This is a genomic window from Corynebacterium sp. 13CS0277, from assembly GCF_002994655.1.
Taxonomy (GTDB): Bacteria; Actinomycetota; Actinomycetes; order Mycobacteriales; family Mycobacteriaceae; genus Corynebacterium.
The window spans coordinates 1-17,400 of sequence record NZ_PPDL01000031.1 but is presented as its reverse complement, the minus strand read 5'-3'; the positions used below and the strand labels follow the sequence as shown (position 1 = coordinate 17,400).

General features: G+C 67.2%; 13 protein-coding genes and 1 tRNA gene. 12 read left to right on the top strand and 2 right to left on the bottom strand.

Translation table 11 applies throughout. The annotated features are described in order from the left end of the window. Positions 1 to 169 precede the first annotated feature (169 nt). Positions 170 to 1,603: an AMP nucleosidase gene (amn, locus tag C1Y63_RS11445; protein WP_106016586.1), complete on the bottom strand. Its 1,434-nt coding sequence runs from the start codon at positions 1,601 to 1,603 to the stop codon at positions 170 to 172. Positions 1,604 to 1,713: 110 nt separating this feature from the next. On the opposite strand from amn, the gene C1Y63_RS11440 reads away from it, so the two are divergent. From C1Y63_RS11440 to C1Y63_RS11425, 4 genes are all read left to right on the top strand, one after another. Beyond that, positions 1,714 to 3,096 (top strand): deoxyribodipyrimidine photo-lyase, encoded by a 1,383-nt coding sequence (locus C1Y63_RS11440; RefSeq protein WP_106016585.1) that lies wholly within the window; start codon positions 1,714 to 1,716, stop codon positions 3,094 to 3,096. 285 nt (positions 3,097 to 3,381) lie between these two features. Continuing rightward, positions 3,382 to 4,425, top strand: a complete 1,044-nt coding sequence (locus C1Y63_RS11435) for an alpha/beta hydrolase family protein (protein ID WP_158256161.1) — start codon at positions 3,382 to 3,384, stop codon at positions 4,423 to 4,425. Positions 4,426 to 4,648: 223 nt separating this feature from the next. Then, a complete protein-coding gene (locus tag C1Y63_RS11430; RefSeq protein WP_106016583.1) occupies positions 4,649 to 4,897 on the top strand; it encodes a hypothetical protein in 249 nt (82 codons plus the stop codon). Positions 4,898 to 5,084: 187 nt separating this feature from the next. Then, positions 5,085 to 5,333: a hypothetical protein gene (locus C1Y63_RS11425; protein ID WP_106016582.1), complete on the top strand. Its 249-nt coding sequence runs from the start codon at positions 5,085 to 5,087 to the stop codon at positions 5,331 to 5,333. Positions 5,334 to 5,764: 431 nt separating this feature from the next. On the opposite strand, the gene C1Y63_RS11420 is transcribed toward C1Y63_RS11425, so the two are convergent. After that, positions 5,765 to 5,847: transfer RNA gene (locus C1Y63_RS11420), tRNA-Leu, on the bottom strand. Positions 5,848 to 6,217: 370 nt separating this feature from the next. Here C1Y63_RS11420 and C1Y63_RS11415 point away from each other — a divergent pair. The 8 genes from C1Y63_RS11415 to crgA all read left to right on the top strand — a co-directional run bounded on the left by C1Y63_RS11415 (position 6,218) and on the right by crgA (position 16,349). Then, positions 6,218 to 7,096, top strand: coding sequence for a DUF3662 and FHA domain-containing protein (locus tag C1Y63_RS11415; protein ID WP_106016581.1), 879 nt, complete (start codon positions 6,218 to 6,220; stop codon positions 7,094 to 7,096). A gap of 367 nt (positions 7,097 to 7,463) precedes the next feature. Next, positions 7,464 to 7,916 carry an FHA domain-containing protein gene (locus tag C1Y63_RS11410; protein WP_106016580.1) on the top strand — a complete coding sequence of 151 codons (453 nt, stop codon included), beginning with the start codon at positions 7,464 to 7,466 and terminating at the stop codon, positions 7,914 to 7,916. Continuing rightward, entirely contained in the window at positions 7,913 to 9,457 is a 1,545-nt protein-coding gene (locus C1Y63_RS11405) for a PP2C family serine/threonine-protein phosphatase (RefSeq protein WP_233195704.1), read from the top strand. The genes C1Y63_RS11410 and C1Y63_RS11405 overlap by 4 nt, the downstream gene beginning before the upstream one ends. Next, complete coding sequence (locus tag C1Y63_RS11400; RefSeq protein WP_106016579.1) at positions 9,454 to 10,782, top strand: FtsW/RodA/SpoVE family cell cycle protein; 1,329 nt, start codon at positions 9,454 to 9,456, stop codon at positions 10,780 to 10,782. Before C1Y63_RS11405 ends, C1Y63_RS11400 begins: the two co-directional genes overlap by 4 nt. 34 nt (positions 10,783 to 10,816) lie before the next feature. After that, a complete protein-coding gene (locus C1Y63_RS11395; RefSeq protein WP_106016578.1) occupies positions 10,817 to 12,268 on the top strand; it encodes a penicillin-binding transpeptidase domain-containing protein in 1,452 nt (483 codons plus the stop codon). A 187-nt stretch (positions 12,269 to 12,455) separates the two neighbouring features. Then, positions 12,456 to 13,904, top strand: a complete 1,449-nt coding sequence (locus C1Y63_RS11390) for a serine/threonine-protein kinase (protein WP_106016577.1) — start codon at positions 12,456 to 12,458, stop codon at positions 13,902 to 13,904. Beyond that, a complete protein-coding gene (gene pknB / locus C1Y63_RS11385; RefSeq protein ID WP_106016576.1) occupies positions 13,901 to 15,925 on the top strand; it encodes a Stk1 family PASTA domain-containing Ser/Thr kinase in 2,025 nt (674 codons plus the stop codon). The genes C1Y63_RS11390 and pknB overlap by 4 nt, the downstream gene beginning before the upstream one ends. A gap of 157 nt (positions 15,926 to 16,082) precedes the next feature. Then, on the top strand, positions 16,083 to 16,349 hold the full coding sequence (gene crgA, locus C1Y63_RS11380; protein ID WP_106016575.1) for a cell division protein CrgA: 267 nt from the start codon (positions 16,083 to 16,085) through the stop codon (positions 16,347 to 16,349). The last annotated feature ends 1,051 nt before the right edge of the window (positions 16,350 to 17,400 follow it).

Genomic DNA, 17,400 nt, shown 5'->3' with positions numbered 1-17,400 from the left:
TCCTGCGGAAAGAAACCCCCTTTTCGGGCAACATTTCCACACATTTTCATGAACGCGGAGTAAACCATGATGGACGCATTTCATGGTGGGATTTTCACGCGGTGGGTGCGCCCCCACCACCACGCGTACCCCCACAGGCGGGCCACCCGGCGCGCCTGTCCTCCCCGGGTTAGCGGAAGGGCACCTCGCCGATCGTGCGGCGCAGCTTCCTCGTGTGCAGCTTGTGGGGTTTCGCGGCGAGCGCCTCCACGGCGCGGAGTGCGCAGAGGACGTGGGCCTGTTTGCTGGAGGCGTAGAACGCCTGCGCCCCGCTGGGGAGTTTCGGCACGTTGTGCAGCGGCAGGTCACTGACGCTGAGCAGGGTGCCGTAGGGCACCCGGTAGCGGTAGCCGTTGGTGGCTAGTGCTGCGGATTCCATGTCGACGGCCACGGCGGTCGAGCCCCGGAGCATCTCCCAGAGGTTTTTGTCGGTGTGCCATTCCCAGTTGCGGTCGTCGGTGGACATGACAGTGCCGGTGCGCATGAGCTCGTTGTCTTTGCCGTACACCTTCACCACCGCTTTTTCGAGGGCGCGCTGCACTTCGGGGATGGCGGGGATGGGCACGTTCCAGCCGATCCGCTCATCGAGGATGTGGTCGCGGCGCTGGTAGGCGTTGCCGAGGATGAGGTCGCCGATGCGCATGCGCCCGTCGAGGCCGGCGCAGTGGCCGATCATGATCCAACATTCGGGCCGCAGCACCGCGAGGCAGTCGGTGATGGTTTTGGCGTTGCTGGGCCCCACCCCGATGTTGATCATGGTGACCCCGGTGTTGTCGGGGGCGATGAGATCGTAGCGGGGCATCTGCACGGTGCTCGCGGCGGCCCGGAAGTCGGTGTAGCGGGAATCGGGGTCGGCGACGCGGTCGCGGCCGAAGGCCTCGAATTCCTCCATGTGCATGGGGTAGTTCGTGAACAGGATGTAGCGCTGCACGGTGTCGACGCTCACGCCGGTGTAGTGCTCAATGCGCTTGCAGGCGATGTCGAAGCGCTGCGGGGAGAACTGCACCAGGGGCGCTTCCGCCCCGTGGAAGGCGTCCCATTCGGCGTCGATGATGGCGTCGTCGACATCGTCGAGGCTGGGCCGCGGCAGGCCGGCGGTGCGCTCCGGGAGGGCGGGAAGGTCGTCGATGTATTCGGGTGGGATTTGCACGTGGGAGGGGCCGGCGGACAGCACGCAGGGGTAGTTGCCGCAGAGGCGCTCCAACTGCTCGGTGAGGTAGCGGCGCATGAGCCCCGGGCGGGACAGCACTGCCGAATACGTGCCCGCGTGGTCGACGTAGCCGAAGGGTTCGGTGCGTGGGGCGGGCACCCAGTCGGTGACCTCTACGACGAGCTTCGGGTACACCACCTCCTCATAGCCGGTCACCCCACCGGCCACAGCGCAGGCATCACTGTCCGCGCCCGCCGCGTCCTGCGGGGCAGCGTCCTGTGGGCGGCTCAACAGCTCGCGGGCGGTGGCGCAGGAATGGTCGTAGATGTCGATGAGGTAGTCGACGGCCTCGGCGATGGTGAGGTCGGTGCGCCAGGGCCGTGGCGCCGGGCGGGGGTGCTCGTGCTGGCTCATGGCGCCCACCCTAGCCCAGGTCAACCGCCGGGCGCCGGGGCATGCGCGGCCACTGATGACTCGGGCGGTGGGTGTGGTTCTGCGGGTGCGGGTGCTGGCATCATGGGGCCATGCCCCACACCCCCGCACAGACGGCACCCGCACCCGACCAGGCAGCCACCCTCACAGGGGATCTGGCACACCCCGCGCCCCAGGCACCCTGCGGGGCGGGTCCTGCGATCACGTGGCTGCGCAGCGACCTGCGGGCCCACGACCACCCCGCCCTGGAACAGGCGGACGGGCCGGCAGTGTTCATCCGGCCCACGCACGCCAGCCCCGCCCGGCGGGCCCTGTGGGAGGAACTCCTCGCGGATATGAGACACGCCCTGGGGGATCGACTCGTGGTGGAGCCCGCGCCCACGCACCCCACCCGGGAAGCACGCTGGGCGGCGACGGCGGACACACTGCTGCGGCACGCCCGCGCCGCCGGCGCGGAGGAGGTCCTCGTCCAGGCTGACTACACGCCGAAGGGCCTGGCCCGCGACAAGACGGTGGCGGAAATCCTCGCCACCGGTGGGGTGCGCCTGCGGGCGTTGGGCAGCGGGTATGCGGTGCCGCCGGGCACCCTGCGGACGGGTGCGGGCGGCCACTACAAGGTGTTTACGCCCTTTTATCGCGCCTGGTTGGACTGCGGCGCGGATGCGCCCACCTCCCCGGCGCCTGCGACGGGGGCGAGTCGGGCGTGGGATCACTGGGAGGAGTTCCGCCGCCACCGCCTGGCCGGCTACGCGGAGCACCGTGACCTCCCCGCTGTGGATGGCACGAGCCGGATCAGCGCCTACCTGGCGACGGGGGCGCTGCACCCGCGCACCCTGCTGGCGAGCCTCGCCGCCACGGACGAGGACACCGCGCCCGCGGAGGATCGGGTGGCGTTCGCCCGGGAGTTGGCGTTTCGGGAGTTCTACGCCGACTTCGTCTACCACCGCCCCGAGACCCTCCAGGAGGACGTCAATCCCCGCTTCGCGGGGTTCACATGGAACACCCCCGGGGAGGACCTCGAGGTGTGGAAGGAGGGCCGCACTGGCTACCCCATCGTCGACGCCGGGATGCGGCAGCTCGCCGCCACGGGGTGGATGCACAACCGGGTGCGGATGCTTGTCGCCAGCTTCCTCACCAAGGATCTCCACCTGCCGTGGCAGGTGGGGGCCGGACATTTCCGCGAGCTGCTCGTCGACTACGACCCGGCAATCAACCAGCATTCCTGGCAGTGGTGTGCCGGCACCGGCACGGATGCGTCCCCCTATTTTCGGATCTTTAACCCCCTGACCCAGGGCAAGAAGTTCGACCCGGATGCCACCTACATCACCCGCTGGGTCCCGGAGCTCGCCGGCGTCCCGGCCGCCGATATTCACTCGCTGCGGAACCTGCCCGCCGCCTACCCGCGGCCCATGGTTGACCATGCGGAGGAACGCCGGGTGGCGCTGGCGCGCTACGAGGCGGTCAAGGGGAACTAAGGGGAAACCCCGCGGCATCGCGCAGCCCGCCGCGCGCAATCCCCCTGTCCCCACTGCCACCGATTCCCCCCACCCCGCCACCCGGACCACGGACGGACGGATGGGGCGACTGCACATCTCCTACCCCCCACGGTGCGGCAGGCGCCGACCCGACCACGAACGCCGACACCCGGGCGCTCCCCGGGACGCGCAGGCGCACAGCCTGCCTGTCGGCTGGGGTGAAACTTGGCACACGCTGGCATTTCTATGTGCACATGGTGCGCGCGGTGTGGTTGGATGGTGAGCATGTCGCGTCACACCACAAGCACCACCCGCCCCACGACCCGTCACGTAGGGCGCGTCATCCTCGCCATCTTGAGCGCCCTGGCACTGATCCTCGGCACCACTCCCGCCGCCCACGCCGATAACCGCGGCTGGCTCCGCCAGGGCTGCTGGTGGTCGCCCCGCGGGCTCGGCATGCAGGTCTGCCCCGTCTACTCGGCCGCCATGGGCCGCCCCATCGAGGTGAGCATCAAGCCCGCCCGCAACGGCGGTAACGGCGCCCTGTACATGCTGGGCGGCATCGGCTCCACCCCGAACGAAAACCAGTGGGCGAACACCCCCGCTCCGATCATCTTCGATGACGCGAACGTCACGCTCGTCATGCCGCACGGCGGCGAGGGCGAGTTCTACGCCGACTGGGAGCACCCCGGCCACCCCCTGTTCAACAACTCCGGTGAGTTCTTCCCCGCGAACCAGATCGCCAAGTGGGACACCTTCCTCACCGCGGAGCTGCCCACCTACCTGGAGGCCAACTTCGGGGTGAGCCGCCACCGCAACTCCGTCATCGGTATCTCCATGGGCGCGGTCGGCGCCATCAACTTGGCGGGCCACCACCCCGACCAGTTCAAGCAGGTGTTGGCGTTCTCCGGGTTCTTGGACCCGGCCGCGCTCACGCACCTGTCGATGGCGACGGGTTTCGCGCTGGCCACCAACGTTGGCGGCGGCCAGGTCACTGAGATGTGGGGTTCCTCCCCCTCCTCCTTCGTCGACAACATGTACCGCAACGATCCTGTCGCCTCCGCGGAGGGCCTACGCAACACCGACGTCATTGTGTTCTCCGGCTCGGGTCTGCCGCCGGCAGGCCACCGGCTGCCCGGCGGTTTCGGCGCCATCGTCGCCACCACCGGCGAAGTCGCCATCAACGCCTCCACTGCCCTGTTCGTGACGAAGGTCCGCTCCCGCGGCATCCGCGTCGAGCACCAGACCGGCCCCGGTATTCACGCCTGGCCGACGTGGGAGATGAAGCTCGCGGAGAACAAGGGCCGCATCCTCTCCGTGGTGGGATAACCCCCCACCCCACGACGAGACGTCGACCATTCGACGCGACACCGAAGCCCCGCCCGGGCACACACAGCAACCGGGCGGGGCTTCGCGCATCTGTGGCGCAGTCGTTCTCGTGTCGCTCACCAGCACAATCAGCACGTGCCAGCATTGACACATGCTCAACGAGCCACTACGTTGAAGTAAAGCCTTGATTAATTTTCATACCAACAACCCTAAGGAGTAGGTCATGGCAGACGATATCGAACTTATGCGCCAGACACTTGAAGAGGCATACAAAGCCATTGACCAGGATCACTACCCAGCCACAACGGCATTCATTAGGCACTTAATTATGATTTCCGAGGATTCGTTAGTGGTGAATGGTCAGATTGACACAAATCGGCTAGCGCTTGCCCTCATAACGATCATTTCGCTCCAGGAGCAGCGGGTCAACAAACTTGAAGAGATTATCTCCAAGCACATTAATTGCGAGTGACTTAGCTTCTCGGACCGGGAACCCCAGCCATCGCTACGGATGATTCACGCTCGACCCAAACACGGGCCAGCAGTGGTGGCGGCTACCTTTTCAAGCACTGTTTTACACACAGACCATGACACAGCCGTCAGTACACTGGCGAAAAAGCCTGAACAATTTTCATACCAACACCCTGAAGGAGTAGGGCATGGCAGACGATATCGACCTTGTGCGCAAGGTGCTTGACGATGCATCCAACGTCATTGACCACGATCTCTACCCAGCGACAACGGCGTTCGTTAGGGTTCTAACTATGCTTACCGAGGATAGATTTGTCGTGGATGGTCAGATTGATACAAATCATCTCGCATCATTTCTGGTATCCAACATTGCATTCCAGGAAGAGCGAGTAAACAAACTTGAAGAGATCGTCTTCAAGCACATTGATGGAGAGTGACCTAGCTTCTCGGAGCGGGGGATCCAGGCCATCGCTACGGATGATTCACGCTCGACCCAAGCAAGGGCCGGGTACCGACTTCGGCGAAAAAGTAGACGAGCGATGAACCCCGGCCCATGATCCAGCCAAGCCACCCGGAGACACCCCCCTTTGAGCCGCGCAACCGATGCAGTGCGAACGTTAGCTACGTCCGGGCCGATCAAGGGCTCTCTCCGTCCTCATGCGGGTTGGATACTCCTGCCCGGTCCCACAGGGCACCCGGGTGGACTGCTGTGGTGAGGGGTGCTCAGTGTGTTTGTGCCGCGGCCGAGCGCACTACGCCGCCGTACACACTTTTTGACACGTAACCCCCCGACCCCACAATCACTTGCCCTGAAGGATTGGGTGGACATGCGAAAACCCCCTCACTAGTGTGAGGGGGTTTTCATCTGTGGGCGAAGGGGGACTTGAACCCCCACGTCCCGAAGGACACTGGCACCTGAAGCCAGCGCGTCTGCCATTCCGCCACTCGCCCGTGGCGTCGCTGTGGACTTGGACTACTTTAGCACCCACCACACGGATGCGTACAAATCGCCAGTTCAGGGCGCGGAAAGACACCGGGTGGATGCGCCTGCGCGTGGTGGCGGTGACGAGCGGGCCGCAGCTGCTGCACGGGTGGCATCCACGGGTGCTGTCCTGCTCCGATCCGGGGTGTGGGGAGGGTTTCCGCAGGTGAATCCGGGCACTCTGCTACTGCCCCTCGTCTATACTTGGGCTTTACTGTCCACACACGCCACGCCCCTCGTGGCCTTCACGCGCACGCACCGCACAGTGAGTATGCCGGCGCGGCCTGACGGTGCACTGCGGGGGCGTGTGACGGTTTTTCAAGAAAGGTCGGTGCAGTCATGTCGCTGATTGGCAAAATCGCCAAACTAGACAGCACGCTGCAGCGAGGACTCGATAACGGCTTCGCTGCCGTGTTTGGCGGGCGCGTGATCCCCACCGAGTTGGAGCAGCTCCTCAAGGACACGGCGGCGGACGAAATCGTCCGCACCGAGGATGGTGGCGTGGACGCCCCGAACGTGTTCGTGGTGCGCCTGTCGGGCAAAGACTTCAGCAACTTGAGTGAGAACGCACCCCTGCTGCCGCAGGATTTCTCTGATAGGCTGACTCGCTTCTACCGCAATCAGCAGTGGGGCGCGATGGGCCCGCTGGCGGTGCACCTCGTCCGTGACGAGTCTGTACGCACCGGCCAGCTGCACTGCCAGGCGAAGTTCCTTGCCGCGCCGGAGCCGGCGACGTGGGAGCCGCCACTGGCACCGATCGCTGCCGCCCCGGCGCCCGCCCCCGTGGTGGCGCCGCCGGCCCCCACGCCGACCGTCCAGGAGGATCCCATCGCTATCGATGTTGCGGCATCGCACGCCCACGCCCCGACCGAGCATTTCCAGGCACCCCACCCGGGGCAGCCGACGCCGCCGCCCGTCACCCACGGGCCGACGGTGACGCTGCTGCTGCAGGACGGGTCCTCCCGCACCTACCTGGTGCACGAGGGGTCGAACATCATTGGTCGCGGCAGCGACGTGGATTTGCGCCTGCCGGACACGGGCGTGTCCCGCCGCCACGCGGAGATCGTGTGGGACGGCCAGGATGCGGTGCTGGTGGACTTGCAGTCGACGAACGGCACGACGGTCAACGATGAGCCGATTGAGAATTGGCTGTTGGCTGATGGTGACGTCATCACTGTGGGCCACTCGTTCATTGAGGTCCGCATCACCGGGGCGTAGCACGCCCCGCACGGTCCCCTGTGCCGCACCCGGGTGCGGTGGTGTCCACACCACGCACACCACGCATCATCATCCCCGCATGAGTGTGGGGGTGGTTGTGGATAACTTCCTCGCGGCGCACGGCACGGTGGCGCACAATGCCGTAGCTTAGTCAGTTAGATCATCCTTAGTGCACCTGCGGGGCGCCGGGTTCCCGGCAGCTCACCCCGAGTGATCTGTGGCTGCGACGACAGTCGCGCCGTGTGCCACACCCCGGCGGGCGCGCGGGAGCCTACTAGCCTAAAAGCCATTCGCAGGCGGTGGCACCACCACACCGGGTGCGCCCCACCCGCCACCCCTGCCTGACAGACGTAGGAGACGATTGCCCATGGTGCTTCTCATCTTCCGCATCGGCCTACTCGTGCTGCTGTGGCTGTTCGTGCTGCTCGCACTGCGGGCGTTGCGCCGCGATACCCAGGCCGCCGCCAGTGTGCGGGACCTGCGCAGCCACGGCGCGCCCGCGAAGCCGGCACGCGCCACCAAGGGCCAGGCCCGCCGCGTTGAGGTCGTCGACGGCCCCGCCCAGGGCTCCTACCTGGATTTGGGTGGCCTCCACGAGGTCACCTTGGGGCGCTCCTCCCAGTGCACGTTCCCGCTGAGTGACGACTACGCCTCCGCCCGCCACGCCCGCCTCTTCCAGCGCGGCAACGACTGGGTGGTGGAGGACCTGGATTCCCGCAACGGCACCTTCGTCGACGGGTTCCGCATCGACCAGGCGGAAGTGGTGCAGCCGGGCACCGACATCAAGATTGGGCGGACGACAGTGAGGTTGGCGGCGTGAGCGCAGGCTATGCACTGAACTATGCGGTGGCCTCCGACCGGGGGCTGGTCCGCGGCAACAATGAGGACTCCGCGTACGCGGGCCCCCACCTGCTGGCCCTGGCGGACGGCATGGGCGGCCACGCCGCCGGCGAAGTCGCCTCCCAGATCATGATCAGCCACATGCGGCGCCTCGATGTCGCCAGTGACGATCTCGACATGCTGGCCGTCCTCGGGGTCGTTGCTGACGAAGGCAACCGGGCGATCGCCGCCCAGGTGCGCGCCCACCCCGACACGGACGGCATGGGCACAACGCTGACGGCCCTGATGTTTGACGGCCACGAGTTCGGCCTCTGCCACGTCGGTGATTCCCGCGGCTACCGGCTGCGCGACGGGCAGCTGGAGCAAATCACCGTCGACGACACCTTCGTGCAGTCTCTGGTGGACCAAGGGGAACTCGACCCGGAGGACGTGTCCACCCACCCGCAGCGCTCCCTGATTCTGAAGGCCTACACCGGCCGCCCCGTCGAACCGACGCTGAAGATGCTGGACGCCCGGCCGGGCGACCGGCTGCTGTTGTGCTCCGACGGGCTGAGCGACCCCGTCACCGCGGCGACGATTGAGACGACGCTGCGCGCCGGCACCCCGGAGGAGGCGGCCCGCCGCCTCGTGGAGTTGGCGTTGCGTTCCGGCGGCCCGGACAACGTCACCGTCGTCGTCGCCGACATTGTGGACACCTCCACCCCGGACGGCAGCCGCGTCGTGGTGCCCGCCGAACCGGTGACGGCCGGCGCCCTCAACGCCGACCAGCCGGAAGACCCCCGGCCGGATACGGCCGCCGGGCGGGCGGCCCTCATGGCGGCACGCGCCCCGCAAACCATCCCCTCCCAGGGGGAGGTCCTGCCGACGAACGCCCCCACCGGCGATGACGCGGACACCCCGGATGCTGGTGCGCGCCGACGCTCCCCGCGGCGGCTGTGGTGGGGGCTGCTCGCCGCCGTCGTGGTCGTCTCGCTGCTCGCGATCGGCTCGGTCGTCGCCCTCAAGCAGACGGAGAAGCACTACTTCCTCGCCGTCGACGACCAGGACCACATCGTGGTGGAGCAGGGCGCGAACTACACCATCTTTGGTCGCAGCCTGCACCACACCGCGCTGGGCACCTGCCTGGGTGCCGCGGCCGACGTGAAGACTGTCGCCCTCGACGGCGATGGTGCTGCGCGCGACGTGCCGAAGGATTGCGCCCCGTTTGCCATCACGGACCTGCCGCCGGCGCACCGCTCGCAGGTGTCCCAGCTGCCGGGCGGCAGCCTCGACGACGTCGTTGAGCAGCTCACCACCCTAGCCAGCGGGGCGCTGCCCGTGTGCGTGACCCGCGAGCCCGCAAACTCCTCCGCCGCACCCACAACCTCCGCGGCGGCCGCGCCGAGCGCATCCGCGGCACCCACTACGGAGCCCGCGAACTCCTCCGCCGCACCCACAACCTCCGCGGCACCCACCTCGGAGGCGCGCGCCGCCTCCGATCTGGCGACCCCGGGTGTCAATTGCCGGGAGGTGGCCCGATGAGCACGGTGAAGACTATCGCCACCACGCTGGTGGGGCGCCGCGTCGAGTTCGGTTTGCTGCTCGTCGCCGCCCTCATCACGGCGGTGGCGTTGGCGAACCTGGAACTCAGCCAGGGCAATGAGCTGACCTCCGACATGCTGGTCACCATGGGTGGCTTCATCGTCGTCTTCGCGCTCGCCCACATTGTGCTGTGCTTTACCGCACCCCACTCGGACCAGATTCTGCTGCCGGTCGCCGCCCTCCTCAACGGGCTGGGGCTGGTCATCATCTACCGCCTCAATGAGGCGTTGGCGTCCCGGCAGGTGCTGTGGACGCTCGTCGGGGTGGCGATGATGTCGGCGGTGATGATCCTGCTCCCGAGCATCAAAGTGCTCTCCCAGGTGTCCTACATCCTGGGCCTGGTGGGCCTGGTGCTGTTGGCGCTGCCGATGGTGTGGCCGAAGGCCCTCAAGGGGGACCTCGCGGCCGACGCCGACCTGTGGATCACCTTAGGGCCGATCAGTGTGCAGCCGGGCGAGTTTTCCAAGATTCTTCTGCTGCTGTTTTTCGCGCAGCTGCTCACCATGAAGCGGGAACTGTTCACCGTTGCCGGCTACAACGTCATGGGCATCGAGTTCCCCCGCCTGCGCGATCTGGGCCCCATCCTCGCGGTGTGGGGCATCGCCCTGGTCATCATGGCCGGGGAGAACGACTTCGGCCCGGCGCTGCTGCTGTTCGGCACGGTGCTCGGCATGCTGTACCTCGCGACGGGGCGCGCCAGCTGGCTGCTCATCGGCGGCCTGCTGGCCGCCCTGGGTGGCACGGCCATCTTCTTCATCTCCGCGAAGATCCAGGCCCGCGTCGGTGGTTTCTTGGACCCCCTGTCGGATCCGACGGGGACCACCCACCAGCTGTCGCAGGCCCTGTTCGGCATGAGCTGGGGCGGCATCACCGGCACCGGGCTGGGCCAAGGCCACCCCGAGTTCGTCTCGGTGGTGTTCTCCGACTTCATTCTCGCCGCCGTCGGTGAGGAACTGGGCCTCGTGGGCCTGGCCGCGATCCTGCTGCTCTACGCCATTTTCATCAGCCGGGGTTTCCGCACCGCGCTGCTCGTGCGGGACTCCTACGGCAAACTGGTGGCCTCCGGGCTGGCGCTGACGCTGGCAATCCAGGTGTTCGTCGTCGTCGGTGGCATTTCCGCCATGCTGCCGATGACGGGCCTGACGACGCCGTTCATGTCGGCGGGCGGCTCCGCCCTCATGGCGAACTACATTCTGCTCGGCCTGCTGCTGCGCACCAGTGACGAAGCCCGCCGCCCGGGGAGCACTCCCCTGGTGGCGGCGTGAAGCAACAAGGGGAAAGGCACCACACGTCGTGAGCATGAATAAAGCGATCCGCCGCACCGCCACCTTCGCGCTGCTGCTGGTGCTGGCGCTGCTGATCAACCTGACCTACGTGCAGGCCTTCACTGAGGAGACCTACGCCAACAACGACTACAACCGCCGGCCCCTCATCGAGCTCAAGCAGGTGCCGCGCGGCCAGATCTCCACCGGCGGGCAGATCCTCGCCGAGTCGGTGGAGGATGCCGACGGGTTCTACACCCGCCGCTATGTCACCGCCCCGGAGGAGTACGGCCCCATCGAGGGCTACCTGTCGGACATTTACGGCACCTCCGGGCTGGAGAAGTCCTTCAACTCTGTCCTCGATGGCACCGACCCGGACCTGGGCGGCAAGTCCTTCATGGATCGACTCACCCGGACGAAAACGCCCGGCGCGAACCTGGAGCTCACCCTCAACCCGGCGGTGCAGAAGGTCGCCTACTCGCAGCTCGCCTCCCGCGGCTACGAGGGCGCGGTCGTCGCGATCCGCCCCGCCACCGGGGAGATCGTCGCCATGGCGTCGACTCCGTCGTTCAACCCGGCGGAGATCGCCGACAATGACACCGCCGAGTCCGCGTGGGCGCGGCTGACGAACAACGAGGGCTCCCCGCTGCTCAACCACGCCACCCAGGAAACCCTCCCCCCGGGCTCCACGTTCAAGGTGATCACCACCGCCGCCGGCCTGGAAAGCGGCTTCACCGCCGGCTCTCCGCTGACGGCCGCCCCGGAGATCACCCTGCCGGGCACGACCACCACCCTGGAAAACTATGCCGGCATGCGCTGCGGAGAGGGCGACACCGCCACCCTGCTCACCGCGTTCACCCTGTCGTGCAACACGGCCTTCGTGCAGATGGGCATCGACGTCGGTGCCGAGAAGCTCAGCGATGTCGCCCACCGCTTCGGCGTGACTGACACCTACGACCTGGGCCTGCCGATGGACCCCGGCACCCTGGGTGAGATGGCCGACCCGGCCGCCACCGGCCAGTCCGCGATCGGGCAGCGCGACGTCGCGATGACGGTGCTGCAGAACGCCGTCATCGCCGCCACCGTCGCCAACAAGGGTGTGCGGATGAAGCCCTACCTCGTCAGCCAGGTCACCCGCCCGGACTTGTCGGTCGTGAAGAAGTACGAGCCGGAGGAACTCGACCAGGCCATCGACGAGAACACCGCCGCCCAGCTCACCGAGCTCATGCGCGCCTCCGAGCGGCACACCATCGGCTCCACCGGGGCGGATATTGCCTCCAAGACAGGCACCGCGGAGCACGGCGAAGACTCCCGGAACTCCAACCCGCACGCCTGGTACATTGCCTTCGGCCCGACCGAGGACGCGGACATCGCGGTCGCAGTCGTCGTGAAAAACGGCGGCGATCGCGGGCAGGCCGCCACCGGCGGTTCCGTGGCCGCCCCCATCGGACGCGCCGTCATTGACGCCGCCCTGAGGGAGCAACGCTAGCCCCGAATCCCAGGTTTCCCCCTTTCTTCTCTCTTCGCCTTTTTCTCCTCTTCGCCCGACCCACCCTCTCTTCCTCTTCTTCTCTTTCTCTTCTTCTCCCCCGGCCCACCGCATCCCGTCCAGGCGTTGAAGCCCGGCCGCTGCCCACCACGTTCTTATTTTCAAGTTTCAAGGAAACGAGACCACCATGAGTGACAACCGCGACGACATGCAACGTGTCATCGGTGTCGACCGCTACCGGCTGCTCCGGGTCGCCGGGCGCGGCGGCATGTCGACCGTGTGGCTAGCCGAGGACCTGCGCGCCGGCCGGCCGGTCGCCCTGAAGATCCTGGGGAAGGAATTCTCCGACAATGGTGAATTCCTCCACCGCTTCCGCAACGAGGCGCTCGCCAGCGAAGACATTGTCAGCGACCACGTGGTGCGCACCTTCGACTACCAGGAAGTCACCGACGCCGCCGGGCACACGGTGTGCTACATCGCGATGGAGTTCGTTGATGGCCAGTCCTTGGCGGATATCCTCGCCGAGCATGGTGCCCTCGACGAGGGGTGGGCGTTGGACATCCTCGAGCAGGCGGCGGAAGGCCTGGCGGCGATCCACTCCCATGGGCTGGTGCACCGGGATGTGAAGCCCGGCAATATTCTCATCACCCCGGAAGGGGATGTGAAGATCACTGACTTCGGGATTGCGAAGGCGGCGGCCGCCGCCCCGTTGACGCGCACGGGCATGGTGGTGGGCACCGCCCAGTACGTGTCCCCGGAGCAGGCCCAGGGTCTCGACGTCACCCCGGGCACGGATGTGTACTCGCTGGCGGTCGTCGGCTACGAGATGCTGGCCGGCACCCGCCCCTTCCACGGGGATAGTGGGGTGAGTGTCGCGATCGCGCACATCAATACCCCGCCGCCGCAGATCACCACCAATGTGAGCGATAATGCCCGGGAGCTCATTGGTATTGCGCTGCGGAAGGATCCGGCGCGCCGCTACGCGGACGGGGCGGAGTTCCTCGCCGCGGTGCGGGCGGTGCGGGCCGGCCACCGGCCGCCGCAGCCGCAGTCCCTGCCGCAGCGCACGGCGCGCCCCACCCAGATGACGACCGCGGTGCGGAACACGCCGACGACTATCGCCACGGCCGCCGGCACGCAGGCGGGCAGGGCACCGGCTGTGGCCCCGGTGGCGGCCCCGCCGTCGGGCCCTGGGGTGAAGACGACGGCGGCGTGGGTCGCCGCCGCCCTCATCGTGCTCGGCGGGGTGGCGGCCGCGATCTACATGGTGACCCGCGGTGGGGAGCCCGCCCCCACCGTCCCGGAGGAGACCACCCCGCCGCCGGTGACGATCGTGACGGAGACGGTCTCCGTCACCCCGACGGAGGCGCCGACGCCGACGACAACTAGCTCCTCGGCGGCTCCGACGTCGTCGGAGGAGCCGACCCCGAGCGACACCGTCACCCGGGAGCCCGATACTGTCACCGTCACTGTGGAACCCGACCCGGAGACGGTCGCCCCGGTGGAGGACGAGGAGCCCGCCCCGGAGCCCACCCAGCCGGCCCAGCCCACCACCGGCGCGGCTGAGGCCGCCCCCGCGGCACCCGCGGCGGAGCCCGCGCCCGCGGAGAACCCCACGGAAGAGGAGGAACAATGATCCTGTCCGATCGTTATGAGCTCGGCGAGGTCATCGGCACCGGCGGCATGGCCGACGTGTACGCCGCGGAGGACACCCTCCTGGGGCGGACGGTGGCGGTGAAGATGATGCGGGCGGAGCTGGCCCGCGATACCGGCTTTAGGGAACGTTTCCGCCGGGAGGGCCAGAACGCTGGCCGGCTCAACCACCCGAATATTGTGCAGGTGTATGACACCGGCGAGGTGGACATGCATGGTGTGGCGGTGCCGTACATCGTCATGGAGCGCGTCCACGGCCGCACGTTGCGGGACATTGTGCGGGAGGATGGTCCGCTGAAGCCTTCGGAGGCGGCGAAGATTCTGCTGCCCGTGTGTGAGGCGCTGCAGGTGTCCCACGATGCGGGGATCATTCACCGCGATATCAAGCCGGCGAACATCATGATCACCAACACGGGTGGGGTGAAGGTGATGGACTTCGGTATTGCGCGCGCCGTCGACGACAACACGTCGGCGATGACGCAGACCAGTGCTGTCATCGGCACCGCCCAGTACCTGTCCCCGGAGCAGGCGCGCGGGAAGACCGCCTCGGCGTCCTCGGACGTGTACGCCTTGGGCTGCGTGTTTTACGAGACGATTACGGGCCGGCCGCCGTTTTCCGGCGAGTCGCCCTTCGCGGTGGCGTTCCAGCACGTCCACGAGGACCCCACCCCGCCGAGTGCGTTCATCCCGGGGCTCACCCCCGCGGCAGCTGTCAATGTGGATGCGGTGACGCTCACGGCGATGGCGAAGAACGTGGCCGACCGCTATGCCTCCGCGGAGCAGTTCGCCCTCGACCTGGGCGCGATTTCCCGCAATGCGGTGTCGCAGGCGGCGAAGGTGCACCTGCAGCAGCAGCCGGCACCGGCGCAGCCGAACCGTGGCGATGACGCCCCCACCACGGTGGTGCCGGCCGTCACGCAACGCACCCAGGCGTACCCGCAGCAGCAGCCGCAGCCCCGCGCCCAGGCCGCGCCGGCGCAGCCGGTGGCGTATCCCGCGCCCGCGCCGGCACCCCCGCAGCCGCTGCACGAGCAGCGCCGCGGCAGCGGCGCCGGCGTGTGGGTGGCCAGCCTCTTCGGTGTGGCTTTGCTGGCGGGGGCGGGCCTGTTTGCCTACGACTACCTCACCACCGGCACCCCCGGCTCGAGTACGCAGGGCACGCAGGCGGTGACGATCCCGGATGTGGCGACGCTGTCGGCACAGGCGGCGGAGGATACGCTGCGCGGCCTGGGGTTGACGGTCGCCCGCCTGGAGCAGGCCGACGCCACCATCCCGAAGGGCATGGTCATTGGCACGATGCCCGCCGCGGGCAGCCAGCTGCCGCCCGGCAGCCAAGTCACCCTCACCGTGAGTACCGGTAAGGAAGTCACCGAGGTGCCTGACGTGCGCGGCAAAACCACCCAGGAAGCCCGCGATGCGCTGCAGGAGGCGGGGCTGGAACTCGACGCCGTCGTCAAGGAGCAGCCCAGCGCCGACGTCGCTAAGGGCGATGTCATTGAGCAGTCCCCCACCCCCGGCACCCAGAGTGCGAAGGGGTCGAAGGTGATGATCACGGTGTCCACGGGCCCCGACATGGTGCGGGTGCCGGTGCTCACGGGCCTTAGTTGGGAGCGCGCCGAGGGCAACCTCACCGCCCTCGGGTTCGTCCCCCAGGTCGCCATGGTCGACAACGATGCCCCGGAGGGTACGGTCCTCACCATCGACGGGGAGGGCAGCGAGAAGCCCAAGGGCGACACCATCCGGGTGGAAGTGTCCAAGGGCTCCCAGATCCTCGCGCCCGACTTGAGCGGCCAGGTCACCACCAAGGCGCTGGCGACTCTCCGGGCCGCCGGCTGGGTGGGTGCCGACAGTGACCTCATTGTCGAGGAGCAACGCACCGGCGGGCTCATCAACCAGGGCAAGATTGCCTCGCAGACGCCCGCCCCGGGGCAGCCGCTGACGAAGAACCAGCCGGTGACCGTCCGCGTGTATGTATTCGACCCGCTGATGTTCGGCGAACAATAGGCCCACACCCCGCCGGCGCTTCCCGCGCCGCCGCGCATTCCTACCGCCGGCGGGGAGAACACCCAGGGAAACCTGGTAAAGTCTGTAACTCGGCCTCCCCTGGTGCGCGCGGCGCGCCAGGCATGTACCACCAACCCACTCCACAAAAGGAACCCCCATGCCCAAGTCCAAGGTCTCCAGCACCCCCGTTGTCGCGTCTGGTTCCTCGGCGAACCGCACCCCGGTCAAGATCAACTCCGGCGGCACCCCGCTGTGGTACAAGATCATCATGTTCGGCTTCATGCTGCTCGGCCTGGCCTGGCTGATCGTGAACTACCTCGCCGGCCCCGAGATCGATCTCATGGTGCGCCTCGGGCCGTGGAACTACGGCATTGGTTTCGGCATGTTCATCATCGGACTGCTCATGACGGTCGGCTGGCGCTAACCGTCGACACGCAGTCGCTTAAGGAGCCCACACCCCTGGTGGTGTCGGGCTCTTTCGTCGTCTCTGGGGCTGGCTGGGTAGCGGCACGCGCGGTGCCACCGGGCTGACACCTGCCACGCCACGCGCACGTTCTGTCGTTTCACCCGGCACGTGGCACCTGCTGCTTCGAGGAGGCTCCCAGGGGTGAGGGACACCCGGGGGTGCGAACGTGCACGGCACTGCCTGCCCACGCCGCGTGGCCTGGGCGCGTGCCGTCCACGGCGTCGTGGGGTCCACGGCCGCACCACGCACGAGAACCGGGAGAGCCCGAGCCTGCCACGGTGCGCCAGGATTATCACGATGCGCCCGTGGAGGCTGGTTTCCACTGTTCGGCGGGGCCGACGCCAGATTCGTCTGTGTGCGCCGCCTGCGCGCCACGGGAAGGCGCTGGGGGACGGGGTGCGCTGTGAGGCGAGCTGTGAAACGCAGTGTGGGGACCGGGGGCGGTGTGCACAGACGGCTGCGCACTCCTGTGGGGCGCGGTACGGGTGTGACGGGTGGGGCGAAGTTATCCACAGGATCGGGGAATTACACACAGGTAATCTGTGGACAACTCCCCCACCCGGGTTGTTCACAGAGTTATCCACAGGCTGTGGATCAATCTGGGGACAGTGCACAATCCACAACCTGTGGATAAAGCTGTGCACGAATCCACACAGACGTCTGATGTTCGACCATCGTCGAACGAGTCATGTGGCGACCTGGCGTTTTCGAATCACGAGGGGCACTTCTCGCACACAAGACACAGGAATCACACGTGTGTAACCATCCACAATGTGGATAACCCCTGTGGATAAACACGGGTTGTGTGTTATCCCCAGGGGTCGTGCACTGTGTGAATCACAGGGTGTGGATGCAGCACCGGGCAGTGTCAAGTCGCCTAAGCAAGTTGTTCATCGGACAGTAGTTTATTAAAGACCTCCACCGGGGACCATGAATCCAAACACCGCCGGGGACGGATATTGATCTCGTTCGCGATCATGTCCAGCAGCTCCTGATCGGTGGGCAACAC